The organism is Anoxybacillus sp. FSL W8-0104 (genome assembly GCF_038004465.1).
Lineage (GTDB): Bacteria > Bacillota > Bacilli > Bacillales > Anoxybacillaceae > Anoxybacillus > Anoxybacillus flavithermus_G.
Genome location: NZ_JBBOQU010000001.1, coordinates 2,443,044 through 2,469,650 on the forward strand (window position 1 = coordinate 2,443,044; position 26,607 = coordinate 2,469,650).

Below are 26,607 nucleotides of genomic sequence, written 5' to 3' on the forward strand. Positions count from 1 at the left end.
GGTTGGGTGGTAGTAAACCATCCAAATCCAATACAAAGGACAAAACCATGGATAAGTTTACACGAAAAACATCATTTGAACAATGGTTTTCACCGATTAATCGTCCATTATTTGACGACCTAGTGAAAACACATCAATTAAATCACTATACCAAGAAACTTTATATGGCTTCATTTATGAAACTGCTTTTGTATGCCCAACTCCATGAAACCGAGAGTTTACGGGCGTTGAGTGACGCTGTCTTTTTAGAAGAATTACAACGAGCAACGGGATTGGAATCGATTAGTTTTTCACAGTTAGGGAGACGAATCAATACCATCCCAACTGAGTTCTTTCAAACGATTTTTCTCGATTTAGTGGCACAAATTCATCGGAAAACCAATTTCCAAACAAGAAGAAAAGTGACAACGCCTTTGAAAATCATTGATTCGAGTACATTACCGCTTAATTTGACCAATCATAAGTGGGCAGAGTTTCGAAAGACAAAATCAGGAGTAAAGCTTCACTTACGACTTGTTTTTATGGAAAAAGGACTCTCCTATCCAGATAAAGCCGTACTCACGAATGCCAACGAACATGATCGTGGTCAACTAGAAGTATTCGTGGATGACAAAGAATGCATGTACGTGTTTGATCGTGGTTACTTGGATTATAGGCGCTTTGATCAAATGACGGAAGATGGCTATTTCTTTGTGACCCGTTTGCGTAAAAACGCTGTTGTCCGAGTGTTAGAATCCTTTTCGTTACCAGAAGATTCACCCGTATTCTCTGATGAAATGGTTGTCATTGGAACACCACAAAATCGTTCTGAAAACGTGTTTCGCTTACTCAAATTGCAAGATACAAAAGGAAATGAGCTTCATTTACTGACAAATCGGTTTGACATTGACGCAGATGAAATTGCAGAAATCTACCAATCACGTTGGGCAATCGAACTTTTTTTCAAATGGATGAAACAACATCTGAACATTAAAAAGTTTTTTGGTCACAGTGAACAAGCTGTACATAATCAAGTGTACGTAGCCATGATAGTGTACTGTCTGAATGTTTTAGCTCAGTTGAACACGAATAGCGAACGCAGTTACTTACAAATTAGTCGCTATTTGAAGGCTTCTTTGTGGAAATCCGCTCACATTTGGTTACGAAAAATCGAAGGAAACAGCGTCCCATAAAGGTTTGCCAGTCGTTGTTGCACAAGTCATAGGTTATAGTAAAAAAATGGATGTCTACTACCCTCGCTTAGGTGTTTTCGTTTTTTCTCTAAAGTCCAGAAAAAATAAAACTGAAAATTCAGACATCATTTATGCGACGGTAGTGATAATTCATCAATGTTATAAAGCCCTATAAAGGGCTTTTTCTTTTTATTGCAAAAACAAACATATGTTCCTATAATTAGCTTAGGGGGGGATTATATGGGGCTACAATACTACCATACAACCGCACTTGAAGATTGGGTAACCAAGTTTTATTCCAGACTCAAGATTTTCCGTCCAGAAGATATTAACCCTGTAGTCATTTCCCAAAAACTAAGTATTTTCTTACGTGAAAAACCGTTCTCTTCAACTCATCAAGTTGTTGGTCGCTTTCGCTGCATTGTTGTTGACTCACGCCTATCTAAAGAAGAGAAGCGCGAAGCTTTCTTCCATGAGCTTTGCCATATTCTTCGTCATGTCGGTGTGCAAAGCATGATGCCAGAGGCGTTCCGCGAACTGCAAGAACGTGATGCAAAGCTTTTCACGAAATACGCAGCCATCCCATATCATATGCTTGAGCTCATCGACTGGAATGAACGATACATAATAGAGCAAATGGCTCACATGTTTAAGGTGACACCGAAGTTATGCGAAGAGCGCTTAACACAAATTCAAAATCGCATATTAGTCAATCATTCATGCTTTAGCAATCACTTTATGTGTTTTGCTTGAATTATACCAGCACCGGACGACAAAACGCTTAAAATAATAAAGAAAGGGGTGAATACATATGGCCAGCATTCAAAAAATGAAAAACGGTTGGCGTTATCGTGTTTCATACAAAGAAAATGGGCAATACAAAACGAAAACGAAGGGAGGATTTCGTACCAAAAAAGAAGCAGAATTGGCTGCTGCGGAGCTAGAAAAACAATTACACAAAGGATACGACATCAACGCTGGCGATCAGCTGTTTTCGGAGTATATGCGGAATTGGTATGAGGTGTATAAGAAAGGGAAATACAGCTTGGCGCATGAACGAAATATCGAATTATCCGTCCGGTTGGTCGAAGAACATTTCGCTGGCGTAAAATTGAAAGATATTACACGTGACATGTACCAAAAATTTATTAACGAAATCAGCAAAAAACACACGACGGCGACGGTCCAGAAACGGCACACGTACATTAAATCGTGTCTCCGGGACGCGATCGAGGACGGAATTATTACGCGCGATCCGACATATAAAGTCATTATAAAAGGCGAATTAGAAACAAAATCAGAGGAATTAAAGTACCTTAATTTCGATGAAGTAAAAAAGCTGGTAGTCGAAGTTAAAAAAGACATGAAGCCAAAATACATCTCCAGATACATCATTCTGTTCGCGATTGCCACCGGTGCACGGTTCTCTGAAATTATGGGACTTACATGGGATTGCGTCGATTTTAAAAACAAAACGATTACAATCAATAAAACGTGGGACTTCAAGGATAAAAACGATTTTAGCGATACGAAGACTTTCGATTCTAAACGAACGATTACGATTGATGACGAAACGTTAAACATGCTAAAAGAGCTGCGGAAACACCAAAACGAGTTGGCGATGAAAACTGGATTGCGAAATTCAAAGAACTTAGTGTTCGTTAACACGAAAATGGAAGTCATCACAAATAACGCGGTAAACAAGACGCTACAAGCGTTATGTAAAAAGGTTGGGGTTAAACCTATCACCTGCCACGGACTGCGCCATACGCACGCTTCTATGCTTTTATACAAGGGGATAAACATTAAGTATGTGTCCAGACGGCTTGGCCATAAAGATATTGTAACCACCTTGCAAACATATTCGCACATTTTAGATGAGATGGAACAAAAAGAGTCCCGACAAGTAGACTTAACGATGACAGAATTGTACAATGCAAAATAAAAAAGCCGTGCAAAATTCGTGCAAAATTTTTTCGAATTCTATCGTTTTCAATCGGATTTTCGAAAAATAAAAAACGACCGCAAACGCAGTCGTATCAAGGGTTTGGTGATTTTTAATCTGAACCATCGAGATAAAAAAAACGCCCTCGGCAGGATTCGAACCCACGCTAAGAGAACCGGAATCTCTCGTGCTATCCACTACACTACGAGGGCATGATCATAAACGCATTTACCATTATAGTGAATAAGCAAAAAAAATGCAATAGCGGTGACGTTTAAAATTTAAAAAAGCGGAAACGATGAAAGAAGGGATGCAGAAGAACAAAGGCGAATACATATGAATGAAAGGTATTTCATTTGACCTTTATTGACCTTTCCTGTATGATAAAAGTACATAAAAAAATGAATTATTCGGAGGAGGAAGAGTATGAACTTAATTCCTACAGTTATTGAACAAACGAGCCGTGGAGAACGTGCATATGACATTTACTCTCGCTTATTAAAAGATCGCATCATCATTTTAGGAAGCCCAATCGATGATCATGTCGCAAACTCAATCGTTTCTCAGCTTTTATTTTTAGCTGCTGAAGACCCTGAAAAAGATATTTCTCTCTACATTAACAGCCCTGGTGGGTCGATTACAGCAGGCATGGCGATTTACGATACGATGCAATTTATTAAACCAGATGTATCGACGATTTGTATCGGTATGGCAGCTTCTATGGGGGCGTTTTTGCTGGCAGCAGGCGCCAAAGGAAAACGTTTTGCATTGCCAAATAGCGAGATCATGATTCATCAACCGCTCGGTGGCGTACAAGGCCAAGCAACAGAAATCGAAATTGCAGCCAAACGCATTTTATTCTTGCGTGACAAATTAAACCGCATCTTATCCGAAAATACAGGACAACCAATCGAAGTCATTGAGCGCGACACCGATCGCGACAACTTTATGACAGCTGAAAAAGCGAAAGAATACGGTTTAATTGACCGCGTATTAACACGCGTCGATGAAAAATAAAAACAAGGCGGTGCAACCGCCTTGTTTTTATGCTTCTTTTTGTACATACTCAACAAGTTTGTTTAGCGCTTCCTGCTCATCTGGACCGTCAGCATAAATGGTGATAACTGCCCCTGTATGAATTGCTAAACTCATTAAACCCATAATGCTTTTTGCATTTACTTTTTTTCCATCTTTTTCGATGTAAATATCGGCTGAAAAACGGTTTGCTTCTTGAACAAATAACGCTGCTGGACGCGCTTGCAACCCTGTTTTCAACCGTACTTCCACTTGCTTTTCTACCATTTTGCATTCCTCCCATAGTTCATAAAGATTTATGAAAATCGATCGGCTGACCTGCACGAAGTCGTTCTGCAATTTCATCTAATTTACGCAGGCGATGATTAATACCCGATTTACTAATTTTCCCACCAGAAACCATTTCTCCAAGCTCTTTGAGCGTCACATCTTGATATTCAATGCGCAATTTCGCAATTTCACGAAGTTTTTCCGGCAGCTGATCAAGCCCGATCGTTTCGTCGATATACCGAATGTTTTCCACCTGTCGCAACGCTGCGCCAATCGTTTTATTTAAGTTCGCTGTTTCACAGTTAACAAGACGATTGACTGAATTACGCATATCGCGCACGATGCGCACATCTTCAAAACGCAATAGCGCTTGATGTGCTCCGATAATGCTTAAAAACTCTGCAATTTTCTCCGCTTCTTTTAAATACGTAATAAACCCTTTTTTTCTTTCTAACGTGCGCGCATGTAAATGAAAATTCGTGTTCATCAGTTCACAAAGCGATTCGTTATGTTCACGATATAACGAAAAAATTTCTAAATGATAAGACGATGTTTCTGGGTTATTAACAGATCCACCCGCTAAAAATGCACCACGCAAATACGAACGTTTACAACATTTTTTTTGCACGAGTTTTGGCGAAATGGCGTGAACAAACGAAAATCCTTCCTCCATAATTTTTAAATCTGATAATAGTTCGTGCGTTCCTTCTACCACCCGTACGATATATACGTTGTTTTTCTTTAAACGCATCTTTTTGCGTACAAGCAACTCAACTACTACATCATACCCTTTTTTTAATAACGTATAAATGCGCCGTGCGATTGCGGCATTTTCTGTTTGAATGTTTAGCAACAAACGGCGGTTAGAAAATGAAATGGAACCGTTCATTCGAATTAAAGCAGACAACTCTGCTTTTAAACAACAAGGTTTCACGTCAATACCCGTTAATTCTTTCTTTGTTTCCGATGCAAATGACAACGATCCCACCTCCTATAAATATACGTCGTGCGAAGGAGGTGCTAGAAGCGAAACGAGCAACGCCGCTACTTTTTTCGTATCGTGACGCACCGTTCCATCTCGCTCATCAATGATCGCACCACAAATGACTTGTAAATCGAGCTTCTCTAATTCTTCCATATCACAAATGACCGGTGTCGCCAGTTCTTTCGCATATCGCTCTTTCGTTTCTGGCAAAATAGGCGCATTATTGACAATGATAGCATCTAAAAACGCACAAGCCATATGATCGTACAGCGCTTTCACATGATCGCTCGCCGTATAGTTTAACGTTTCTCCTGCTTGAGTCATGACGTTGCATATATATACTTTTTTCGCCTTTGATTGACATACCTCTTCGCCAATTTTAGGAACGAGTAAATTCGGTAAAATGCTCGTATATAAGCTCCCGGGTCCAATCACAATTAAATCTGCCGTTTGTAATTCTGTAATCGTTTCTTCGAGCGGCTCAATATGTTCTGGAGTTAGAAAGACGCGCTTAATTTTTTTTCCGGAATACGGGATTTTTGACTCACCTGATACAATTGTCCCGTCTTCCATTTCTGCATGCAAAACAACACTTTCATTTGCGGCTGGCAACACTTTTCCACGCACATTTAACACTTTTCCCATTTCACGAACCGCATGCACGAAATCGCCAGTGATGGCCGTCATCGCCGCTAAAATTAAATTGCCAAGCGAATGACCGGATAACCCGTTCCCGTTTTCAAATCGATGTTGAAACAATTCGATAATGAGTGGCTCTACATCAGAAAGAGCCGCAAGTACGTTACGAATATCTCCGGGCGGAGGTATATCCAGTTCATCACGTAATCTCCCCGAGCTTCCGCCATCATCTGCAACGGTGACGATCGCTGTCAAATCGACATCATATTGTTTGAGCCCCCGAAGCAAGACAGGAAGCCCTGTGCCCCCGCCAATGACAACAATTTTTTTCATCGGTGCGTATCCTTTCTTTTGGCAATATCTCGATGTGACACGTGCGTTGTATATTCGTCAGCAAAATAACGTGCGATATACTCCGCTAACGTTACAGAACGATGCTGTCCACCTGTACATCCAACGGCAATGACGACTTGACTTTTTCCTTCTCGCTTATAATGTGGAAGCATAAATGAAAGTAAATCCGTTACTTTTTCAATAAATTTTTGCGTCTCCGTCCATTTCAAAACGTAAGATGATACTTCCTCATCTAGTCCTGTTTTCGGACGCATATGCTCGATATAATGCGGATTCGGTAAAAAACGAACATCAAAGACAAGATCCGCATCAATCGGCAACCCATATTTAAAGCCAAATGAAACAACATTGACAGAAAACGTTGTCGTAGCTGGTGTCGCAAATGTTTGAACAATTTTTTCGCGCAGTTCGCGCGGTTTTAAGTTGGATGTATCAATAATCATTTGCGCACGCCCTTTCAATTCCTCGAGCAACTGGCGCTCTAACTTAATTCCTTCAAGTGGCAATCCGCTTGGAGCAAGCGGATGCGAACGCCGCGTTTCTTTATAACGGCTAACAAGTGTCGTATCGTTTGCATCTAAAAATAAAATTTGCGGCGTGACCCACGATGTTTCTGCCAAATCATCGAGCGCTGCAAAAAGACGATCGAAAAAATCACGACTCCGCAAATCCATGACGAGAGCAATTTTATTCATTTTATTTCCTGACTCTCGAATTAATTCAAGAAACTTTGGTAACAACGTCGGCGGCAAATTATCGACACAAAAATAGCCTAAATCCTCAAAACTTTGGATCGCTACCGTTTTTCCTGCTCCCGACATCCCTGTAATAATCACCATATGGACATGTGCTGAACCTGTGCTCATCGCCCTCTCTCCTTTCTTCAACTCGGATCTAGTCGGTACGATAACAATTCAAATTCCTCTGTATACGTAAACGTGCCGTACATCATTCCCGTTCCTTTAATGACATAATCAATAATATGATAATCGCCTGGCGCCATCGGCAACGTCGGAATCTGTTCAATTGGATGCCAAGCGAGCTCCCCTTCTTCACATTGTACTACGTTTTCGCCATCAAAATGTTCCGCAAAAAACGTAAACATCATCCATTCAGAAACGACTTCTTCTCCTCGCTTCATGACAAACGTAAATACCCCTTTTAATTGGGGGTTTTTTAAGTAAATACCTGTTTCTTCGCGATATTCGCGCACACAAGCTTCCCGTACTGATTCTCCTTGCTCCATTTTTCCACCCGGCGCTACCCACCAACCACGCCGAGGTTTTTTCAGCAAGAGTACGTGCCCGTCTTTCACTAATACACAGTTCGTCACTCGTTGCAACGTCCGTTCACCTCAATAATGAATGTGTTTTTTTTCATTATACTATTTCTTACAAACGGTCACAAAGTATAATTTTTGAAACGTTTTCATGACCATAAACAAAAAAGAAAGCACGGGACGAAAGCCCGTGCCAACAAGTATATATAAAAAAGGGGGTCAATTACTTACTTTTATCATACTCTTTTATTGTTTCAAGCGTGTTACAGTTCAATTAAAGCCACATTACGTTTTCATTACTGAATGTTAAGCTTTTCCTTTAATTCCTCCACGTAATGTTGCGCGCTTTGTGCCGCAATGCTTCCATCGCCTGTTGCGGTAACAATTTGACGGAGCGACTTTTCACGCACATCCCCTGCTGCGAAAATGCCAGGCACTTTCGTTTCCATTAATTCGTTCGTTTCAATATAGCCGTTTTCGTTCGTAATGCCAAGTGAAGCAAACGGCTTTGTTAGCGGCACCATACCGATGTAAATAAACACGCCATCACATGGGAACTCACGCTCTTCCCCTGTTTGTGTATGAACGAGCGTCACACTGCCGACACGACCATCTTTTTCGTTAATTTGCTTAACTGTATGATTCCAAATGAAATCAATTTTTTCATTCGCAAATGCGCGCTGCTGTAAAATTTTTTGTGCGCGCAGCTGATCGCGACGGTGGACAATCGTCACTTTACTTGCAAAGCGCGTCAAATATACACCTTCTTCAACAGCCGAATCTCCACCGCCAACGACGACAAGCTCTTTTCCTTTAAAAAACGCTCCGTCACATACCGCACAATACGAAACGCCGCGTCCCCCCAATTCTTTTTCACCAGGAACGCCAAGCTTTTTATACTCTGCACCTGTCGCAATAATAACGGCACGAGCTTTGTATTGTTGATTGCTTGTGACAACCGTCTTATACGCTTCGCCGTCAATCACTTCTTTTACATCACCGTACGCATATTCAGCACCAAATTTTTTCGCATGCTCGAACATTTTTGACGCCAATTCCGGTCCAAGAATATGATCATATCCCGGATAATTTTCCACCTCTTCTGTATTGACCATTTGCCCACCGGGAACGCCACGCTCTAACATGAGCGTTGACAAGTTCGCACGCGATGTATATACCGCCGCCGTCATTCCTGCGGGTCCAGCACCGATAATAATTACGTCATACACTTTTTCTTGTGACACGTCTTCTTCACCCTTTCCGCATAAACAAATCTTCATTTTATCTTTTCCATATGTCTATCATAATACAACAAAACAAAAGGGTCTATTAACTTGCTCATCCGTGCCACTTCTGTTTCATAACTTTCACATACTTTCCGATCGTTGCTACTGACACCCCATAACGTTCTGCAAGCATTCGCTGTGTCACACGCTCACCACGACGTTTACGAAACATATATTCAAACGCCGCTGCCCATCCTTCGTGATTAGAAAACGAATCGATTTCTTTTATTGCCTCGATAAAAAAAGAAAACCAAGCAATATATAAAGGCTCGTATCCAAACCCGTTATGTTGAATAAGCAACGTCACGATGCGATGCGCATCGACAACATGCGCGGATGGTTCATGTTCATATCCGTACACGTAGTCGCTCCATTCCTGCAAAAACGGATGAGACCATGATTGTTTTGGAAACGGACAATCGCTTGCTATAAACGATTTGCCTATTAAATATAACGCATACAATGAAGAAGCAATATCTTGTTTTGCAAATAATGACTGAATGTGCTCAATCGTCTGTTCACGATAACGCCACGGCTCGCTTCCTTTTTTATCTGGGTGAAGCGCAATGAACTTTTTCCACATCGACTCCGCTAGCATGCGATATCCCATATGATATGCAGCATATGCGTACCAATAATAAAACGGTGCATCCCCTTCAAAACCGCGGCGTTGTAACTGTCGCAACCATTGAAACGCTAAATCATAGCGTCCGACAATTGCAAACGTCACCCCAAGCTTATAGCGATGCTCAAATGAAATCGGATATACGCGTTGCAACGACTGAATAAGTAAAAATAGTCGCTCTTGTTCTTGCAAATAATACGAAAACACCGCATCATTGCAAAGAGCATGCAAATTACCTGGATTTTGCTTTAAAATGTATTCGATCGTTTGTTTCGCTTTCCCGACATTCCCTTGATAAAAATAAGCGAGCGCTAAGTTGTTGTAAGCCGCCCAATGTTCTGGATGCTCTTTAATCATTTCTTCAAACAAAACAATCGCTTCTTGAAACTCGCCTTTTTCGAGCAACGTACGAGCCTGTTCTTGCTTCATTAACATATCATCATAATTCAGCCACTCGTCATCTTGTTCAATCGTTAAAATATCTAATAAATCGAGCGTATACTCCGCAAACTCTCCATCCGGTTCGCGTTCCATATATTGCTCCGCATATTTCGTCGCCTCACCAAACAACCCTAAATGAGCATAGTTGTTCGCTAAAAAGTAAAAACATTCCGCTAAATCGTCGTCTCGTTCAATGATGCGTAATAACCATTCGTTCGATTGCGCATATTCCCCCAATTCTGACAATACAATCGCCAATTGGCACGCAAATGTGCTTTGTTCTGGCTCAAGTTGCGCCGCCCGTTGCAAATATGCTTTCGCTTTACGTAAATCGCGACGACGATAATATGTGACACCTTTATTAAAAAAGTACGTACCGTCTTGAATAAACGGAATGACTTTCCCGACACGTTTTTGCAAATGTTTTTTCATCGAACCCTCCATGTTGATTTCTTTCACCGAAAGAAAGTATACCACATTTTCGCTTCAGAACAACATGGATAGGTAAAAAAGCATTACCGATGACGCTCCGCTAATACGGAAAGCACATCATCGAGCGACACACGCTGTTCACGCAACAAAACGAGTAAATGATATAATAAATCTGCCGCTTCCCATCGTAGTTCTTCTTTTGAGCGGTTTTTAGCTGCAATAATGACTTCTGCCGCTTCCTCCCCAACTTTTTTTGCGATCTTATCAATTCCCTTTTCAAATAAATATGTTGTATACGACCCTTCAGGACGTTTTGCCTCACGTTCCGCAATAAGCGACTCTAACACATTTAAAATCGCGAAACGATTCGGCGTAGCAACTGGCTTTTCATCGTTTAACCGATGATGAAAACAAGAGTATTCCCCTGTGTGGCATGCCGGTCCTTTCGGCTCAACGAGTATAAGAAGGGCATCCGCATCACAGTCATAACGAACATCAACAACTTTTTGTACGTTTCCAGACGTTTCTCCTTTATGCCATAACTGTTGCCGCGAGCGGCTATAAAACCATGTTTCTTTCGTTTCTAACGTCTTTTGCAACGATTGCTCGTTCATATACGCTAACGTCAACACTTCTTTACTGTGTGCATCTTGGACGATCGCCGGCACAAGTCCTTGTTCATTAAATTGAATATTCATCGGACGTTTACCCCCTGTTCACGCACGTACTGTTTCACTTGCTGGACGGACGTTTCTTTATAATGAAAAATCGAGGCGGCTAATGCGGCATCTGCTTGAGCGGTTTGAAACACATCAACAAAATGTTGGGCGCACCCAGCCCCTCCTGATGCAATAACAGGAACAGAAACAGCTTCACTTACTCGTTTCGTCAACGCCAAATCAAAACCGTCTTTTCCACCGTCACGATCCATACTCGTTAATAAAATTTCTCCTGCTCCACGTTTGACAGCCTCTTTCGCCCATGCAACAACTTCCCAATTCGTTGGACGGCGACCGCCATGCGTATACACGCGCCACGATTGCATCGTTTCATCATATTTAGCATCAATCGCCACGACGATACATTGCGAACCAAAAAAATTCGCTCCTTCTGTAATCAACTCTGGGCGTAATAACGCAGCCGTATTAACCGACACTTTGTCCGCTCCCGCACGCAAAATCGTTTTCATATCTTCTAATGTGCTAATTCCGCCCCCGACCGTAAACGGAATGGCTAGCTGTGCAGCGACACGCTGAACGACGTGTACCATTGTTTTTCGTCCTTCATGTGATGCTGAAATATCTAAAAAAACAAGCTCGTCAGCTCCTTGTTCATCATACACACGCGCGAGCTCAACCGGATCACCCGCATCGCGCAACGAAACAAATTGCACCCCCTTGACAACACGACCATCTTTCACGTCTAAACAAGGAATAATGCGTTTTGTAATCATTGTTCCACCGCCTTTAACGCTTCAGCAACAGTAAACTGCCCTGTATATAACGCTTTACCAACAATCGCTCCAGCCACTCCTTCATTTTCGAATTGCTTTAAGGCGTGTAAATCATCGAGCGAGCGAATGCCGCCAGAAGCAATAACACGTTTGTTCGTCGCCTGAGCTAGGCGAACAACCGCCTCAATATTTGGACCGGATAACATCCCGTCTGTCGCAATATCGGTAAAAATAAACGTTTCTGCTCCAGCGTCCGCAAGCTGTCTCCCGAGTTCAACCGCTTCGATCGTCGACGTATGTGTCCATCCTTCTGTCGCAACAAATCCGTTTTTTGCATCAATACCGATGACAATGCGTTCACCATACGCGCGAAGCATCGCTTTCACAAACGAAGGATTCGAAATCGCAGCACTTCCTAAAATGACACGCGATACACCTTGTTCGAGGTAATATGCCACGTCTTCTTCTGTACGAATACCACCGCCAATTTGAACGTTCACCGCAAGCGTTTGTGCCACTTCGACGACGAATGCATCATTCACCCGTCTTCCTTCTTTCGCCCCGTCTAAATCGACCATATGAATCCATGTCGCCCCTTGTGAAACAAACGAGCGCGCCATTTCGACTGGCGAATGTCCATATACCGTTTCTTTGTTATAGTCTCCTTGCGCGAGACGAACACATTTTCCGTCGCGCATGTCGATGGCTGGATAAATCGTAAACATTAGTTTCTCTCCCTCGTATAGTATGTTTAGAAAGATTTTTAAATCGAATTTCCAGTTGGATATGCTCCTTGACAATCGCATATGTGTAAGTGATTTGCCCACGGGGGAGGGGCGCGCCCCTCCCCCGTGGATGGCACTACATCGGGGTTGGACTTTTCGCGATGTTCTTGGATAATGGTCTTAGGATCATCGGGGACACTCTTCTCTCTCCTGTAGCTTTGACTACTTAGAAAGTCTGTCTCCCCGGCTCCTGTTCGGACTTCTAACCCGCAGGCTGTTCCCGTTGGTTTCCCATGCTGGAAGGAGCAGCTTCCAGGCAGCCCATGGCCCAACGTGAGTTCTCATACGCGAGGGTGACTGGTCAACAGGCGCGGTCCGGGGGCATCCCGAAGAGTCCCAACCCCACGATCCTACTACGATTGGAGGTGATCTCATGAAACTCTACGTCGGGATTGACGTGAGCTCAACGGACTTATACACGTGTATCATGGATCAAGAAGGAAACACGTGCGCCCAATTCAAGGTGGACAATCATCTCCTTGGCGCGACCTTCCTTCGCGATCAAATCCTCCTGTGGGCCAACAAGCTCCAACCATCCGAAATTCTCATCGGGATGGAAGCCACTTCGGTCTACAGCTGGCATCCAGCGATGTTTTTCCACCAACAGGAGGAGCTGAAGTCTTGGAATGTCAAGGTGTTTACCATCAATCCAAAGCTCATTCGCAAATTTAAAGAAGCGTACACTGACTTGGATAAAACGGACGGCATCGATGCGTGGATCATCGCCGATCGGCTTCGCTTTGGCCGTTTGAAAGTGACAGCTGTCATGCAAGAACAGTTTATCGCCCTTCAACGGCTCACGCGCATGCGCTATCATCTCGTCCATCAGCTGACTCGGGAAAAGCAGTACTTCCTCCAACACTTGTTTTACAAGTGCAGTTCCTTTACCCAAGAGGTGGACAGCTCCGTGTTCGGACATGCCATCTTAGAGCTTCTTCTCGAGTCGTTTAGCTTAGACGAAATCAGTCAGATGGACGTGCAACAGCTCGCTGACTTCTTGCGCCAAAAAGGACGCAATCGCTTTGCCGATCCGGAATGCATCGCCAAGTCCATTCAAAAGGCGGCTCGTTCGTCGTATCGGCTTTCCAAATGTGTCGAGGATTCCATCGACTTGCTTTTAGGGCTATCGATTCAATCCATCCGTAGCCTTCAAGCGCAAATTAAAGAGCTAGATAAAGCGATTACTCGCCATTTGGAAGGCATCCCAAATACGTTACAAACGATTCCCGGCATTGGTCCGGTCTACGCCGCTGGCATCTTAGCCGAAATTGGACAAATCGAGCGCTTTGACAACCAAGCCGCCTTAGCAAAGTATGCAGGTTTGACTTGGTCTAAGCACCAGTCCGGTCGGTTCCAAGCCGAGGAGACTTCCCTCATTCGTTCCGGCAATCGCTATCTCCGTTACTACCTAGTGGAGGCTGCCAACTCGGTACAACGGCATGATGCGTCGTTTCGCACCTATTACCGGAAGAAGTATGAGGAAGTACCAAAGCACCAACACAAACGAGCCCTCGTCCTCACCGCTCGAAAACTCGTGCGTGTGATCGATGCGCTGCTACGCAACGGTCAAATCTACACGCCAAGAAAGGGGGAAGATCGATAGGGGTATCGATCTAACTGATTTTGCATTAAAACCCAGTTAATGACATAAGACAAGACTGGGCTTCTTAAGTATTGCCTTTTTTCGGGTCATCGGACAATCGAATTTCCAATTTCGATGATTTTTCACCTTGACATATTACCGCAGGACTTTCTACAAGCCTTGCATAATTTTGCAATAGACGCATGCCGAGTGCCCCACTCTTCTCCGGATGAAACTGTGTCCCGAATATCTTCCCGCGTCCAACGATCGCAGGAACTTCTACATCATATTGCGCACTTGCTAGCACAACGGTTCGATCATCTGTTTGTACATAATACGAATGAACAAAATATACATGCCCTCGTTCAACGCCATCAAAAAGCGGAGAGGACTGATGGAAAGCAAGCCCGTTCCATCCCATATGCGGCACTTTATATCGTTTTCCTTCTTTTGTCATGCCCGTAAAGCGAACCACACGACCTGGGAGCAACTTTAGCCCAACCGTCAAACCGTTTTCTTCGCTTTCTTCAAACAACAACTGCATGCCTAAACAAATGCCAAGAAGCGGCTTTCCTGCTGCAACTTGTTCGTGGATAAACGAGTCCAGCTTCGTTTCCGTTAACATGTGCATCGCATCTTTAAATGAGCCAACACCAGGCAAAATGAAACCATCTGCTTGACTCAACTTGTTTTGATCGCTTTCAACAATATATGGCACGTTTAACCGTTCTAACGCTTTGCTGACGCTATATAAATTGCCCATGCCATAATCAATAATGCCGATCATTTACAACATTCCCTTCGTTGACGGTACAGATTTGACGCGTGGATCGATCATTGTTGCCTCATCAAGTGCACGCGCAAGTGCTTTAAACACCGCCTCAATCATATGATGTGTATTGCGCCCATAATGAACGATGACATGCACATTCATTCGCGCTTCTAATGCTAATTTCCATAAAAATTCATGTACGAGCTCGACATCAAACGTTCCTACTTTTTGGCTCGGAAACTCCCCACGAAACTCAAGATGCGGGCGATTGCTCACATCGATGACGACTTGCGCAAGCGCATCATCCATCGGAACGAATGCATTTCCGTATCGTCTAATTCCTTTTTTATCACCAAGCGCCTGGCGAATTGCTTGTCCTAAACAAATGCCGATATCTTCTGTCGTATGATGGTCGTCAATATGTGTATCCCCTTTGGCTTGGACGAACAAATTAAAATGCCCATGCTTGGTGAATAAATCAAGCATATGTGTTAAAAACGGCACACCCGTTTCCAACTCCGCTTTTCCTTCTCCGTCCACCGCAAACGTAAGCTCAATTTGTGTTTCACTTGTCGCTCGTTGAATGGTCGCTGTTCGCATTATTTTCCTCCCCTTTTCAACCGTTCCTCTACTGCTCGTGCATGTGCTTCAAGCCCTTCTAGTCGTGCAAACGCCGCAATTTTTGCCGCATGTTGTTGCCAAGCTTGCTCGCTATAAAAAATGATGCTTGATTTTTTCATAAATGCTTCAACTGTTAGCCCAGACGAAAAACGGGCGGTCCCATTTGTCGGCAACACATGATTCGTTCCTGCAAAATAATCCCCCACTGGTTCAGAACTGTAAGATCCTAGAAAAACCGCACCGGCATGTCGAATGGCGCTTAACATTTCAAACGGTTCCGCTGTCATAATTTCTAAATGTTCTGGCGCTAATTCGTTCACGACATCAATGGCTTGTTTCATCGTATCCGTTACATAAATGGCGCCATATTCATTGATCGCTTTTTGGGCAATTTCTTTTCTTGGAAGGGTAGCAAGCTGTTTTTCCACCTCTTCCTCTACTTTTAAAGCAAGTTGTAAAGACGGTGTCACTAATATACTAACCGCTCGTTCATCATGTTCTGCTTGCGATAATAAATCGGCAGCAATTTCATTCGGCTTTGCTGTTTCATCGGCTAGAACGACAATTTCACTCGGCCCCGCTATCATATCAATGTCCACTTGACCGAACACTTCCCTTTTGGCAAGTGCGACGTAAATGTTTCCAGGTCCAAAAATTTTATCGACCGGCTCGATCGTCTCCGTCCCATATGCTAATGCAGCGATCGCCTGAGCCCCGCCCACTTTATATATTTCTTGCACGCCAAGCTCACATGCTGCAACAAGGACAGCCGCTGGCAACGTACCTCGCTCATTTGGCGGAGAAACGATGACGATGCGTTTCACTCCAGCCACTTGTGCAGGAATGACATTCATCAGCACCGATGACGGATAAGCGGCTGTTCCGCCCGGCACATATAAACCGACTGCATCAAGCGGTGTTACTTTTTGCCCGAGAATCGTTCCATCGTCACGCGTCATAAACCATGATGTCTCACGTTGACGTTCGTGATATTCTCGAATGTTTTGCGCCGCTTCGCGAATGATATGAACCATGTTCTCATCAACTAGCCAATATGCTTCTTCAATTTCTTCTTGGGTGACGGCAAACGCATCAAGTGAAATGCCATCAAACATTTCCGTATATTTTTTTAATGCGCCATCTCCGTTGTTTCGCACATCATCAATAATCCGTTTGACTGCTTGTCTTTGCTCTTCCGTTCCACTTTCGATCGTCCGCCGAAGCGATACGGTTCCTTGTACACGTTCAATTTTCATCATTTTCCCCCGCTTTCTCGATCGCGTATGTTAAACGATCAACCATTTGTTCAATCGCTCGATCTTGCATGCGATAACTAACCGGATTTACAATAAAGCGCGATGTCACATCAACAATTCGTTCGAGCTCAACAAGCCCATTTTCTTTTAACGTTCGCCCTGTCGAAACAATGTCGACAATTCGTTCCGCTAAGCCGATAAGCGGTGCTAATTCAACAGACCCATTTAGTTTAATAATTTCCACTTGTTCCCCTTGCTCGCGAAAATACGTCGAGGCGATATTTGGATATTTTGTCGCCACCCTCGGTGCGATCGGATGAACACGCGTATTCGGAAGTCCCGCCACCGCCAAATAACACGGGCTAATGTGCAAATCTAACATTTCATACACATCGCGCTCTTCTTCAAGGAGCACATCTTTTCCTGCAATGCCGACATCCGCAACGCCATGTTCGACATATGTGACAACATCCATCGGCTTTGCTAAAATAAAACGCAACTGTTCACTCGGTACGTCAATCATTAGTTTTCGAGAATGTTCCAAGTCATCAGGAATTTCATAACCCGCTTGTTTTAACAAAGCAAGCGCTTCTGAAAAAATACGTCCTTTTGGCATCGCAACCGTCAGCATCATCGTTCATCCTTTCCGCGTTTCCCTAATACGTACACTACATCGTCAAATGATGCAGTAAATTGATCCATATCCTGAATACCTGCCACTTGTTGCAATACGACTTTTTCCCCTTTTCGTCTCATTTCCTCCGCTTTTACATACGCCTCCGCAAATCGTTCTTGGCTAAAAATAATGCACGTCGTCTTTTCTCTACGTTGTTGCTCACCAACCGCCTCCATTAAACGATCTAAACGGACGCTAAATCCCGTCGCAGGCGATGGACGATGAAATTTAGCGAGCAATTCATCGTATCGACCGCCGTTGCCGAGTAAAAACCCGACGTTTTCTGCATACACCTCAAAAAGCACACCCGTGTAATAGCTCATATGGCTCACTAAGCTCATATCGAGTTTCACCATATCGGCAACGCCATATTGTTTCACATGCTCGCATAACTGCTTTAGCTCATCGAGGGCGCGATGTTCTTCTTCTGTCATCGCGAATGCTTTTGCTTCTGCCACGGCTTCCTCGCCGCCGCGCAACGTTAAAAGACGTAAAAGACGGTCGCGGTCAATCGAAGAAAGCGGCAACGATTTGACGTGTTCGCGATAACCGACATAATTTTTTTCATATAAAAAGCGACGCAACGTTTCTACCCGTTGTTCGTGGCGCAAAATATCAAAAAACAACGCATCCACATAACCAATATGCCCGATTGTCACCGTAAAGTCGCGCAATCCTGCTCGCTTTAAAGCAAAAATCATTAAACTGATCACTTCTGCATCAGCATACATCGTACCGTCGCCAATATATTCCACTCCAACTTGCTCAAACTCTGCCGGCCTCCCGCCTTCACGCTGCTGAGCACGAAACACATTTGCTGCATACGCTAAACGAAGCGGACACCCTTCTTTATATAATTTTGATGCCGCTAAACGCGCAATGGGCGCGGTCATATCTGGGCGCAACACGAGCGTATGTCCTTCCCGATCAAGCAACTTAAATAGCTGCTGATCTAAAATCGCCGATGCGGCACCAACCGTTTCGTCATATTCTAACGTCGGTGTTTCAATAAACGAATATCCCCACGTTTCGATTTCTGCCATCATTGCTTCCCGCAATGCACGTTTTGTTTTATATACATCTGGCAACGTATCTCGCATGCCGAGCGGCTTTTCAAACATAAATACTCTCATTTTTGTCCCGTCCTTCTTTTTGCTTTAGTTCGCTAATATATTAGCAAAGTAAAGTTTGTTATTTGTAGTTTACTCCCCATTTTTCATTTCGTCAACTACAAACTCATTCGATTTTTTTTGACTTGATTCCTTTGTTTATTCAAAAAAAAAAAAACGCCTTAGCGTTCGCTAAGACGAATGATTTGCATCGGATTGCCGCCGACAAATGCACCAGCTGGTACATCACGATGCACGAGCGTGCCTGCGGAAACAACAGCACGATCCCCGATCGTCACCCCCGGCAAAATCGTTGTATTTGCTCCGATCATTACTTCATTGCCGATAATGACATCTCCAAGCCGATACTCATTTACTAAATATTCATGCGCTAAAATCGTCGTATTGTAGCCAATAATCGTGTTGTTACCGATGTGAATTTTTTCCGGAAACAAAATATCTGGCATTACCATAAACGCGAGCGCTGTATGCTCACCAATGTCCATACGTAAAAACGTACGATATAGCCAATTTTTCAGCGGGAAAAATGGAGTATAGCGCCCGATCAAAATGACGATGACATTTTTCAATACTTTCCAAAACGAAACGGTTCGATATACTTGCCATAAGGAGTTCGTTCCTTCAACAACATGGCGTTCGGTTTTTCTCAATGCGGCGTCACCCCTAAAATGCTTAACAAATCGCTCATTTTTTCAAGCATAAAATCAGGTTCGTATTTCGCTAAATGTTCGCGCCCTTTAATCGTCCAAGCAACTCCTGCTGTTTTTGTTCCCGCGTGTTTCCCTGCTAAAATGTCATGATGGTTATCGCCGACCATTAACGTTTCTTCCGGTTTTGCCTGTAAACAAGCGAGCGCCTTTTCAATCGGCTCAGGGTGCGGTTTTGCATGTTCAACGTCATCGAGCGTAATAATGCATTGGAAAAACGAATCTAACTTTGTTAACTTCAATCCCATATTGACAGTATGGCGAATTTTCGTTGTCACAATGCCGAGTTTAAAACCTTTTTCATGTAGCGTTTGTACAGTGTCATACACCGTTTCATATTCTTTCACTAATGCATCATGATGCGCATGGTTAAACGCCCGATACGTTTCAATCATCTCGTCGACCCGATTTGGATCGATGGCTTCAAACGTATCCCGTAGCGGCGGGCCAATAAAGGCGAGCACATCCTCGCGCGTATATTGATTTGGATAATAATGATTGAGCGTATGTAAAAATGATTCAATAATTAAATCGTTCGTATTAATGAGCGTTCCGTCTAAGTCGAATAAAATCGTGTTAATATTCATACGTCGCTTCCTTTCTTTTTCGTTGTTCCATTCGATTCCAAATAAAACTTAACGTAGCTGTAAGCAAAATTGCCGTTGTTAGCCGAATGACTAAAAGCGGCCATACAGGAATTCCAAGCGGCACGAACAATAACGTATCTTCTACTACCGCATGGCACGCCACTAAAAATAAAAACGTCAACGTTAAATCTTTTTTAGACACCCCGTCTTCTTTCACCGCTTGAATCATAACACCAGCCCCGTAAGCAAGACCGAACAATAAGCCTGCTGCCATCGTAAGCGAGGCGTTTTCACGAATGCCAAGCAAGCGAGCAAATGGCGATAACCACTTCGAAAACGTATCAAGCCACTTTAATTCTTTTAACACTTGAATAGCGATCATAAGCGGAATAATAATGAGCGCTAACTGCCCAATACCATATATCGCCTTTTCGATCCCTGTCCAAACGATTTCTCCCCACGTATGCGGCGTTGTCGAAGATTGCGGCATAAAGCCGTACTTCGCCATTTGTTCTCCGCCATCCCATAACACATGAATAAGCCAAGCAGCACTAAACGCTAGCCCGACACGAACCGCAACCGTCCACCAAACGCGAACACCTACTTGTGCAGCAACCGCAGATTCAACAAGCATATTGTGTGAAAACGACAACATGACCGCTAAAATAAACACTTCTTTCACCGTCAAGTCCATCGTCAACATCGCACCAATACCGGCATATAAATTTAGAAAGTTGCCGAGCACTAAAACGACCGCAGCATCTCCCGGTAAACCGATCCATCGCATCATCGGCGTTAACACATTTGTCACCCATGGCAAAACGGGAGAATATTGTAAAAGCGTCACAATAACCGTAATCGGAAAAATAACTTTTCCGAGCGTCCATGTCGTTTTTAACCCAACAAACAAACCCCTTTGAAGCACGCTGCCCTTCCCCTTTCATTTAATCGTTGTACCGCTCATTCGCTAAACCGCGCATGCGACGCACAACGATCATCATGACCGCAAACACAATAAGCAAAAGCGAAATGAACTGAGCCATACGAATCGTTTCTGTTAACATTAAACTGTCTGTCCGCAATCCCTCAATAAAAAAGCGCCCGATCGAATACCAAATGATGTACGTGAGAAATAATTCCCCTCTTCGTAAATTTCGTCTTCGGAGCGCAAGCAAAACGAGAAACCCAAGCATATTCCATAACGATTCGTATAAAAACGTCGGATGGTAATATTGCCCTTGTATGTACATTTGATTAATAATCCAATCCGGCAAATGCAAACTTTCTAAAAATGCTCGTGATACAGGTCCCCCGTGCGCTTCTTGATTCATAAAATTCCCCCAACGTCCAATCGCCTGCCCTAAAATGATACTTGGCGCTGCAATATCGGCTAGTTTCCAAAACGACAGCCCTCGTTTTTTAGCGAACACAACACCTGTTGCGATCGCACCAATTAAACCGCCATGAATCGCCAAACCACCATGCCAAATTTGTGGAATTTCGCTTATATGTTGCGAATAATAGTCCCATTGAAAAATAACGTAATACGCCCGTGCACATACAATCGCAATCGGCACAGCAATTAACACAAGATCAACAAATGTTTCTTTTCGTATCCCTAACCGCTCGCCTTCTCGTGTCGCGAGCCAAAGACCAAGCAAGACGCCTGTCGCAATAATGACACCGTACCAATAAATTGTAATTGGTCCGAGTTGGAAAAAGACGCGATCAAGCGGTTCAATATGCAACAACATCAACACTCATCCTCTCATTCATAATCGTGCTCCGCATCGCCAATCGCATCCGCCAACCGCTCAGAAAATTCTTCCGCTGCATTGACACCCATGCGCTTTAAGCGGAAATTCATCGCTGCCACTTCGATAATGACCGCTAAATTTCGCCCTGGACGAACTGGAACCGTCAATTTCGTCACTTCCGTATCAATAATTTTTACCTTTTCTTCTTCAAGCCCGAGACGATCGTATTGTTTATTCAGATCCCATAACTCTAAATCAATGACAAGCGAAATACGCTTATGTGGACGCACCGCCCCTGCCCCAAATAACGTCATGACGTTAATAATGCCGAGCCCACGAATTTCAAGCAAATGTTCAATGAGCTCCGGTGCGCTACCAATAAGCAAATTTTCATCCTCTTGGCGAATTTCGACACAATCATCTGCCACGAGACGATGTCCGCGCTTCACAAGCTCAAGCGCCGTCTCGCTTTTTCCAACACCACTTTTTCCTGTAATAAGTACACCAACACCGTACACATCAACAAGCACACCGTGCACAGCTGTCGTCGGTGCGAGTTTACTTTCTAAATAGTTTGTCAGGCGGCTAGCCAATCGCGTCGTTTTCATCGTTGAACGCATGACAGGCACTTTTCTTTTTTCCGATGCTTCGATAAGCTCCTTTGGTACATCTAGTCCACGTGAAACGATAATGGCTGGTGTAATATCTGTACATAACTTTTCCATACGCAACCGTTTTTCTACAGGCGTTAATCGTTCGAAAAAAGATAGTTCAGTCACACCAAGCAACTGTATGCGCTCAGCAGGATAATATGCAAAATAACCGGCCATTTCAATGCCCGGACGGGATAAATCACTCGTTGTAATCGGGCGATGAATCCCCTCTGCCCCGCTTACAAGTTCAAATTGAAACTCATCAATTAAATCTTTTGTCCGTACTTTTGGCACATGAACCCCTCCTTTTTTCTCATTGTAACACTTTCCTGTCAAAATAAAAACGCTCACGCACGAAGCGGAGCGTTTTACTTTTCTTTTCGTACTGACTCAATGATTAAGTGAAAGAGTGAGATCGCAAGCGATGCAAATAACGCGTTGCTAAAGCCACCGATTTGAAACGAGCTTCCCATGACCCATGCCGTCATTGCCAGTGTGATTGCGTTAATGACGAATAAAAACAGCCCAAACGTCAATACGGTCACAGGAAGCGTCAGTAAAATAAGTAACGGGCGAACGAACGTATTGAAAAAAGACAAAAGAATACTTGCAACGAGCGCTGCCCAAACGCTTGATAAATAAATGGAGTCAAAATATCCAGCTAATGCTAATAATAAAACAGCGTTAATCACTATATGTGCTAGCCATCTCATATGACGTCCTCCTCACTCGGAATAATAAATACCGCAAGCGCGTATAAAAGCGCAAACGGCATAATGCCGGTAATTAATAATAGCGCGACAAACAATAAACGTACAACCGTAGCGTCCATATTCATGTGAGCGGCTAATCCGCTTAACACACCTGCAATCATGCGATCATGACGAAGCCTTACAAGCTTTTTCATTCGTACATCCCTCCCGATTGTTGTAACACTTGAACTCCTTTAATAATATTCCAAACAATAACGACAACATGTACAATGCCACCGATCACAATGCCGATAAACGGAAGACCGATCCATCCGTCTACTCCTGTGATAGCGAAAATCATAAACAGTCCACCCGTAGCAACCACAATTGCAATAGGGATGAGATGAGATAAAAACGATTTTTTCGCATGTTCTTTCACTCGTTCATGTTTCGTGACAAAATAAACGATAATCGGAAATAAAAACGGGGCAAAAAATACACTGAAATAACATAACGCCGCAAGCAACTTATTTCCTTCCATTCGCATCATCTCCCTTTTTCTTTACTTATACATACGATTGTTGGAAAGGAAAGTTTCGTATAAAAAAGCCGAGCGCATTATACGCTCGGTATACGTTGGCGCATGCGTTCGCGATCGCGTGCCAAAATTGGCTGCAAATACTTCCCGGTATACGATCGCTCAACTTGCGCCACTTCTTCTGGCGTACCTACCGCAACGATTTGTCCACCCCCATCGCCGCCTTCTGGTCCAAGATCAATAATATAGTCTGCCGTTTTAATGACGTCTAAGTTATGCTCGATGACAAGCACCGTATCTCCTTGTTCTACAAGCCGTTGCAGAACATGTAATAAACGGGCAATATCATCCACATGCAAACCTGTTGTCGGCTCATCTAAAATGTATAACGTTCTTCCTGTCGAACGACGATGCAATTCAGATGCCAACTTCACCCGCTGCGCCTCGCCACCAGAAAGCGTTGTAGCTGGCTGTCCGAGTTGCATATAGCCGAGTCCGACGTCGTAAAGTGTTTGTAACTTTCGTTTAATTTTCGGGATATTTTCAAAAAACGTCAGCGCTTCTTCTACTGTCATATCGAGCACTTCAGCGATATTTTTATCTTTATATTTCACTTCCAACGTTTCGCGATTATATCGTTTACCGTGACATACTTCACATGGCACGTATACGTCCGGCAAAAAGTGCATTTCGATCTTTATAATCCCATCGCCACGACACGCTTCACAGCGACCGCCTTTCACATTAAAACTAAACCGTCCTTTTTGATATCCACGCATTTTCGCTTCATTTGTCGTTGCGAATAGATCACGAATATCATCAAAAACGCCCGTATACGTCGCCGGATTGGAGCGCGGTGTTCGGCCGATTGGCGACTGGTCGATGTCAATGACTTTATCTAAATAGTGAATGCCGCGAATGTCTGTATGCTCTCCCGGTTTTACTTTTGCATGATGTAACTTTTGCGCTAACGCTTTATGCAAAATTTCATTAATGAGCGTACTTTTTCCCGAACCGGATACCCCCGTCACCGCAACAAACAGCCCGAGAGGAATGCGAACATCGACGTTTTTTAAATTGTTTTCCCTAGCTCCAACGACTTCAAGCCAACGACCGTCTGGCGTTCTTCGTTCAATCGGGAGCGGAATAAACTTTTTCCCTGATAAATATTGACCGGTTAATGAATGTGGATCATTCATCACTTGTTCAGGTGTACCTGCAGCGACAACTTCTCCTCCGTGCGCCCCTGCTCCCGGTCCGATGTCAATTAAATAATCTGCCGCAAGCATCGTATCTTCATCGTGCTCGACGACAATGAGCGTATTTCCTAAATCACGCATGTTTTGCAATGTCGCAATTAACCGATCGTTATCACGCTGATGAAGTCCGATTGACGGTTCGTCTAATACGTATAATACACCGGTTAACCGCGATCCGATTTGCGTCGCTAATCGAATACGTTGCGCTTCTCCACCTGACAATGTCCCTGCCGCGCGGTTTAACGTTAAATAATCGAGCCCAACATTTTTTAAAAAGCCGAGACGCTCAACAATTTCACGCAAAATTAAATGAGCGATTTTTTGTTCTTTTTCCGTCAATTGAAGCGTTTCAAAAAACGTCAGCGCTTCATTGACCGACATCGCCGTCACTTCCCCGATATGTTTGCCGCCAACGAAAACCGCTAAACTTTCTTTTTTCAAACGGTTGCCATCGCACGCCGGACACGGTTGTTCGGTCATATATTTTTCCATTTGTTCACGCACATAATCCGATGTCGTTTCGCGATAACGGCGTTCGACGTTGCGCACGACACCTTCAAACTCCACATACGTTTCGCGCACATGGCCGAAGTCGTTTTCATAGCGAAAATATATTTTCTCACCGTTCGATCCATACAATAAAAGATCGAGCTGTTGTTTTGGCAACTGTTTCACAGGCACGTCCATATCAATGCCGTAATGACGACATACCGTTTCTAACAGCTGCGGATAATATTGCGAGCTTTGTGGTTCCCATGGCGCGAGCGCGTGTTCACGAAGCGTCAGTTCTTTATTTGGAATGACTAAATCGAGATCGACTTCCAACTTTGCCCCTAACCCGTCGCACGATGGACACGCACCGTACGGGCTGTTAAACGAAAATAAACGCGGCTCTAGTTCACCGATTGAAAAACCGCAGTGTGGACAAGCGTGATGTTCACTAAATAACAACTCTTCTTGTCCGATGACATCGACGAGCACTTTACCGTCCGCAAGCTTCAACGCCGCTTCAAGCGAATCAGCCAGGCGCGACTGAATACCTTCTTTCATGATGATGCGGTCGATGACCACTTCGATCGAATGCTTTTTATTTTTTTCAAGTACGATGTCTTCAGATACATCGCGCAATTCCCCGTCGATGCGCACGCGTACATATCCTTGCTTTTTTATTTCTTCTAACGTTTTGACGTGCGTCCCTTTCCTTCCCGAAACGATCGGAGCTAAAATTTGCATTTTCGTCCGCTCTGGATATTGCATCAGGCGGTCAACCATTTGTTCAATTGTTTGCGACGTAATTTCGATGCCGTGCGTTGGACAAACAGGGCGACCGATGCGTGCAAACAATAAGCGCAAGTAATCGTAAATTTCTGTGACTGTTCCAACTGTTGATCGTGGGTTGCGGCTTGTCGTTTTTTGATCGATTGAAATGGCGGGTGACAGCCCTTCAATCGAATCGACATCAGGCTTATCCATTTGCCCTAAAAATTGCCGGGCGTATGCCGACAACGATTCGACATATCGCCGCTGCCCTTCCGCGTAAATGGTGTCAAATGCAAGCGATGATTTTCCCGAGCCCGATAAGCCGGTAAGCACAACGAGCTTGTTGCGCGGAATGACGACATCAATATTTTTTAAATTGTGCGCTCGTGCACCTTTGACGACGATATGATCCATTC

At 43.7% G+C, this 26,607-nt stretch carries 29 protein-coding genes and 1 tRNA gene; 5 read left to right on the forward strand and 25 right to left on the reverse strand.

Annotated elements, in window-relative coordinates; genetic code table 11:
• Positions 1-47: 47 nt before the first annotated feature.
• The 3 genes from NST18_RS13050 to NST18_RS13060 all read left to right on the forward strand — a co-directional run bounded on the left by NST18_RS13050 (position 48) and on the right by NST18_RS13060 (position 3,117).
• Complete coding sequence (locus NST18_RS13050) at positions 48-1,172, forward strand: IS4 family transposase (RefSeq protein WP_064214406.1); 1,125 nt, start codon at positions 48-50, stop codon at positions 1,170-1,172.
• Positions 1,173-1,412: 240 nt separating this feature from the next.
• A complete protein-coding gene (locus NST18_RS13055) occupies positions 1,413-1,925 on the forward strand; it encodes an ImmA/IrrE family metallo-endopeptidase (protein WP_340721518.1) in 513 nt (170 codons plus the stop codon).
• A 58-nt stretch (positions 1,926-1,983) separates the two neighbouring features.
• Positions 1,984-3,117, forward strand: coding sequence for a tyrosine-type recombinase/integrase (locus NST18_RS13060; RefSeq protein WP_340721520.1), 1,134 nt, complete (start codon positions 1,984-1,986; stop codon positions 3,115-3,117).
• A gap of 140 nt (positions 3,118-3,257) precedes the next feature.
• On the opposite strand, the gene NST18_RS13065 is transcribed toward NST18_RS13060, so the two are convergent.
• Positions 3,258-3,329 (reverse strand) — tRNA-Arg (locus tag NST18_RS13065).
• 214 nt (positions 3,330-3,543) lie between these two features.
• Here NST18_RS13065 and clpP point away from each other — a divergent pair.
• Positions 3,544-4,134: an ATP-dependent Clp endopeptidase proteolytic subunit ClpP gene (gene clpP, locus NST18_RS13070; protein WP_004892507.1), complete on the forward strand. Its 591-nt coding sequence runs from the start codon at positions 3,544-3,546 to the stop codon at positions 4,132-4,134.
• Positions 4,135-4,161: 27 nt separating this feature from the next.
• On the opposite strand, the gene NST18_RS13075 is transcribed toward clpP, so the two are convergent.
• From NST18_RS13075 to hisA, 10 genes are all read right to left on the reverse strand, one after another.
• Positions 4,162-4,419: an HPr family phosphocarrier protein gene (locus NST18_RS13075; RefSeq protein WP_004892510.1), complete on the reverse strand. Its 258-nt coding sequence runs from the start codon at positions 4,417-4,419 to the stop codon at positions 4,162-4,164.
• A 19-nt stretch (positions 4,420-4,438) separates the two neighbouring features.
• Positions 4,439-5,401 carry a DNA-binding protein WhiA gene (gene whiA / locus NST18_RS13080; RefSeq protein ID WP_004892513.1) on the reverse strand — a complete coding sequence of 321 codons (963 nt, stop codon included), beginning with the start codon at positions 5,399-5,401 and terminating at the stop codon, positions 4,439-4,441.
• Between the two features lie 12 nt (positions 5,402-5,413).
• A complete protein-coding gene (locus NST18_RS13085) occupies positions 5,414-6,379 on the reverse strand; it encodes a gluconeogenesis factor YvcK family protein (RefSeq protein WP_004892516.1) in 966 nt (321 codons plus the stop codon).
• Positions 6,376-7,266, reverse strand: coding sequence for an RNase adapter RapZ (gene rapZ, locus NST18_RS13090; RefSeq protein ID WP_004892518.1), 891 nt, complete (start codon positions 7,264-7,266; stop codon positions 6,376-6,378). Before rapZ ends, NST18_RS13085 begins: the two co-directional genes overlap by 4 nt.
• A 17-nt stretch (positions 7,267-7,283) precedes the next feature.
• Positions 7,284-7,742 (reverse strand): NUDIX hydrolase, encoded by a 459-nt coding sequence (locus NST18_RS13095; protein ID WP_004892521.1) that lies wholly within the window; start codon positions 7,740-7,742, stop codon positions 7,284-7,286.
• Between the two features lie 233 nt (positions 7,743-7,975).
• Positions 7,976-8,923 (reverse strand): thioredoxin-disulfide reductase, encoded by a 948-nt coding sequence (trxB, locus tag NST18_RS13100; RefSeq protein WP_004892524.1) that lies wholly within the window; start codon positions 8,921-8,923, stop codon positions 7,976-7,978.
• A gap of 94 nt (positions 8,924-9,017) precedes the next feature.
• On the reverse strand, positions 9,018-10,463 hold the full coding sequence (locus NST18_RS13105; RefSeq protein ID WP_035018919.1) for a tetratricopeptide repeat protein: 1,446 nt from the start codon (positions 10,461-10,463) through the stop codon (positions 9,018-9,020).
• An 83-nt stretch (positions 10,464-10,546) separates the two neighbouring features.
• Positions 10,547-11,161: a bifunctional phosphoribosyl-AMP cyclohydrolase/phosphoribosyl-ATP diphosphatase HisIE gene (gene hisIE, locus NST18_RS13110; RefSeq protein WP_004892530.1), complete on the reverse strand. Its 615-nt coding sequence runs from the start codon at positions 11,159-11,161 to the stop codon at positions 10,547-10,549.
• Entirely contained in the window at positions 11,158-11,916 is a 759-nt protein-coding gene (gene hisF, locus NST18_RS13115) for an imidazole glycerol phosphate synthase subunit HisF (protein WP_004892533.1), read from the reverse strand. Before hisF ends, hisIE begins: the two co-directional genes overlap by 4 nt.
• Positions 11,913-12,641: a 1-(5-phosphoribosyl)-5-[(5-phosphoribosylamino)methylideneamino]imidazole-4-carboxamide isomerase gene (gene hisA / locus NST18_RS13120; RefSeq protein WP_004892535.1), complete on the reverse strand. Its 729-nt coding sequence runs from the start codon at positions 12,639-12,641 to the stop codon at positions 11,913-11,915. Before hisA ends, hisF begins: the two co-directional genes overlap by 4 nt.
• A 433-nt stretch (positions 12,642-13,074) precedes the next feature.
• On the opposite strand from hisA, the gene NST18_RS13125 reads away from it, so the two are divergent.
• Positions 13,075-14,304, forward strand: coding sequence for an IS110 family transposase (locus NST18_RS13125; protein WP_064214420.1), 1,230 nt, complete (start codon positions 13,075-13,077; stop codon positions 14,302-14,304).
• Positions 14,305-14,368: 64 nt separating this feature from the next.
• Here the strand turns inward: NST18_RS13125 and hisH are convergent, their stop codons facing one another.
• From hisH to uvrA, 14 genes are all read right to left on the reverse strand, one after another.
• A complete protein-coding gene (gene hisH / locus NST18_RS13130) occupies positions 14,369-15,070 on the reverse strand; it encodes an imidazole glycerol phosphate synthase subunit HisH (protein ID WP_340720894.1) in 702 nt (233 codons plus the stop codon).
• Complete coding sequence (gene hisB / locus NST18_RS13135) at positions 15,071-15,658, reverse strand: imidazoleglycerol-phosphate dehydratase HisB (protein ID WP_035018920.1); 588 nt, start codon at positions 15,656-15,658, stop codon at positions 15,071-15,073. It abuts the gene before it with no gap.
• The gene (hisD, locus tag NST18_RS13140; protein WP_004892543.1) at positions 15,655-16,932 is read right to left on the reverse strand and encodes a histidinol dehydrogenase; all 1,278 of its coding nucleotides are present in this window, start codon (positions 16,930-16,932) and stop codon (positions 15,655-15,657) included. Before hisD ends, hisB begins: the two co-directional genes overlap by 4 nt.
• Positions 16,922-17,563, reverse strand: coding sequence for an ATP phosphoribosyltransferase (hisG, locus tag NST18_RS13145; RefSeq protein ID WP_004892546.1), 642 nt, complete (start codon positions 17,561-17,563; stop codon positions 16,922-16,924). The genes hisD and hisG overlap by 11 nt, the downstream gene beginning before the upstream one ends.
• Complete coding sequence (locus NST18_RS13150; protein ID WP_064220985.1) at positions 17,563-18,741, reverse strand: ATP phosphoribosyltransferase regulatory subunit; 1,179 nt, start codon at positions 18,739-18,741, stop codon at positions 17,563-17,565. The genes hisG and NST18_RS13150 overlap by 1 nt, the downstream gene beginning before the upstream one ends.
• A 158-nt stretch (positions 18,742-18,899) precedes the next feature.
• The gene (locus NST18_RS13155; protein ID WP_004892552.1) at positions 18,900-19,388 is read right to left on the reverse strand and encodes an acyltransferase; all 489 of its coding nucleotides are present in this window, start codon (positions 19,386-19,388) and stop codon (positions 18,900-18,902) included.
• On the reverse strand, positions 19,385-20,032 hold the full coding sequence (gene ppaX, locus NST18_RS13160) for a pyrophosphatase PpaX (protein ID WP_004892553.1): 648 nt from the start codon (positions 20,030-20,032) through the stop codon (positions 19,385-19,387). Before ppaX ends, NST18_RS13155 begins: the two co-directional genes overlap by 4 nt.
• On the reverse strand, positions 20,022-20,957 hold the full coding sequence (locus NST18_RS13165) for a nucleoside recognition domain-containing protein (RefSeq protein ID WP_192948545.1): 936 nt from the start codon (positions 20,955-20,957) through the stop codon (positions 20,022-20,024). Before NST18_RS13165 ends, ppaX begins: the two co-directional genes overlap by 11 nt.
• A 19-nt stretch (positions 20,958-20,976) precedes the next feature.
• A complete protein-coding gene (gene lgt / locus NST18_RS13170; RefSeq protein ID WP_004892559.1) occupies positions 20,977-21,786 on the reverse strand; it encodes a prolipoprotein diacylglyceryl transferase in 810 nt (269 codons plus the stop codon).
• A gap of 14 nt (positions 21,787-21,800) precedes the next feature.
• A complete protein-coding gene (gene hprK, locus NST18_RS13175; protein ID WP_004892561.1) occupies positions 21,801-22,736 on the reverse strand; it encodes an HPr(Ser) kinase/phosphatase in 936 nt (311 codons plus the stop codon).
• Between the two features lie 74 nt (positions 22,737-22,810).
• The gene (locus tag NST18_RS13180; RefSeq protein ID WP_004892564.1) at positions 22,811-23,155 is read right to left on the reverse strand and encodes a phage holin family protein; all 345 of its coding nucleotides are present in this window, start codon (positions 23,153-23,155) and stop codon (positions 22,811-22,813) included.
• Complete coding sequence (locus NST18_RS13185) at positions 23,152-23,349, reverse strand: PspC domain-containing protein (RefSeq protein WP_004892568.1); 198 nt, start codon at positions 23,347-23,349, stop codon at positions 23,152-23,154. The genes NST18_RS13180 and NST18_RS13185 overlap by 4 nt, the downstream gene beginning before the upstream one ends.
• Entirely contained in the window at positions 23,346-23,675 is a 330-nt protein-coding gene (locus tag NST18_RS13190; protein WP_035018923.1) for a DUF4870 domain-containing protein, read from the reverse strand. The genes NST18_RS13185 and NST18_RS13190 overlap by 4 nt, the downstream gene beginning before the upstream one ends.
• A gap of 77 nt (positions 23,676-23,752) precedes the next feature.
• Entirely contained in the window at positions 23,753-26,605 is a 2,853-nt protein-coding gene (uvrA, locus tag NST18_RS13195; RefSeq protein WP_004892574.1) for an excinuclease ABC subunit UvrA, read from the reverse strand.
• Between the last annotated feature and the right edge of the window lie 2 nt (positions 26,606-26,607).

What these genes read in the sequence shown, in the direction of transcription:
- NST18_RS13050 (WP_064214406.1), top strand. Translation starts at nt 48, where the DNA reads ATGGATAAGTTTACACGAAAAACATCATTTGAACAATGGTTTTCACCG.
- NST18_RS13055 (WP_340721518.1), top strand. Translation starts at nt 1,413, where the DNA reads ATGGGGCTACAATACTACCATACAACCGCACTTGAAGATTGGGTAACC.
- NST18_RS13060 (WP_340721520.1), top strand. Translation starts at nt 1,984, where the DNA reads ATGGCCAGCATTCAAAAAATGAAAAACGGTTGGCGTTATCGTGTTTCA.
- clpP (WP_004892507.1), top strand. Translation starts at nt 3,544, where the DNA reads ATGAACTTAATTCCTACAGTTATTGAACAAACGAGCCGTGGAGAACGT.
- NST18_RS13075 (WP_004892510.1), bottom strand. Translation starts at nt 4,419, where the DNA reads ATGGTAGAAAAGCAAGTGGAAGTACGGTTGAAAACAGGGTTGCAAGCG.
- NST18_RS13085 (WP_004892516.1), bottom strand. Translation starts at nt 6,379, where the DNA reads ATGAAAAAAATTGTTGTCATTGGCGGGGGCACAGGGCTTCCTGTCTTG.
- rapZ (WP_004892518.1), bottom strand. Translation starts at nt 7,266, where the DNA reads ATGAGCACAGGTTCAGCACATGTCCATATGGTGATTATTACAGGGATG.
- NST18_RS13105 (WP_035018919.1), bottom strand. Translation starts at nt 10,463, where the DNA reads ATGAAAAAACATTTGCAAAAACGTGTCGGGAAAGTCATTCCGTTTATT.
- hisIE (WP_004892530.1), bottom strand. Translation starts at nt 11,161, where the DNA reads ATGAATATTCAATTTAATGAACAAGGACTTGTGCCGGCGATCGTCCAA.
- hisF (WP_004892533.1), bottom strand. Translation starts at nt 11,916, where the DNA reads ATGATTACAAAACGCATTATTCCTTGTTTAGACGTGAAAGATGGTCGT.
- hisA (WP_004892535.1), bottom strand. Translation starts at nt 12,641, where the DNA reads ATGTTTACGATTTATCCAGCCATCGACATGCGCGACGGAAAATGTGTT.
- NST18_RS13125 (WP_064214420.1), top strand. Translation starts at nt 13,075, where the DNA reads ATGAAACTCTACGTCGGGATTGACGTGAGCTCAACGGACTTATACACG.
- hisH (WP_340720894.1), bottom strand. Translation starts at nt 15,070, where the DNA reads ATGATCGGCATTATTGATTATGGCATGGGCAATTTATATAGCGTCAGC.
- hisD (WP_004892543.1), bottom strand. Translation starts at nt 16,932, where the DNA reads ATGAAAATTGAACGTGTACAAGGAACCGTATCGCTTCGGCGGACGATC.
- hisG (WP_004892546.1), bottom strand. Translation starts at nt 17,563, where the DNA reads ATGCTGACGGTTGCGATGCCAAAAGGACGTATTTTTTCAGAAGCGCTT.
- NST18_RS13150 (WP_064220985.1), bottom strand. Translation starts at nt 18,741, where the DNA reads ATGAGAGTATTTATGTTTGAAAAGCCGCTCGGCATGCGAGATACGTTG.
- ppaX (WP_004892553.1), bottom strand. Translation starts at nt 20,032, where the DNA reads ATGAATATTAACACGATTTTATTCGACTTAGACGGAACGCTCATTAAT.
- lgt (WP_004892559.1), bottom strand. Translation starts at nt 21,786, where the DNA reads ATGTTGTTGCATATTGAACCGCTTGATCGCGTCTTTTTCCAACTCGGA.
- NST18_RS13180 (WP_004892564.1), bottom strand. Translation starts at nt 23,155, where the DNA reads ATGAGATGGCTAGCACATATAGTGATTAACGCTGTTTTATTATTAGCA.
- NST18_RS13185 (WP_004892568.1), bottom strand. Translation starts at nt 23,349, where the DNA reads ATGAAAAAGCTTGTAAGGCTTCGTCATGATCGCATGATTGCAGGTGTG.
- NST18_RS13190 (WP_035018923.1), bottom strand. Translation starts at nt 23,675, where the DNA reads ATGGAAGGAAATAAGTTGCTTGCGGCGTTATGTTATTTCAGTGTATTT.
- uvrA (WP_004892574.1), bottom strand. Translation starts at nt 26,605, where the DNA reads ATGGATCATATCGTCGTCAAAGGTGCACGAGCGCACAATTTAAAAAAT.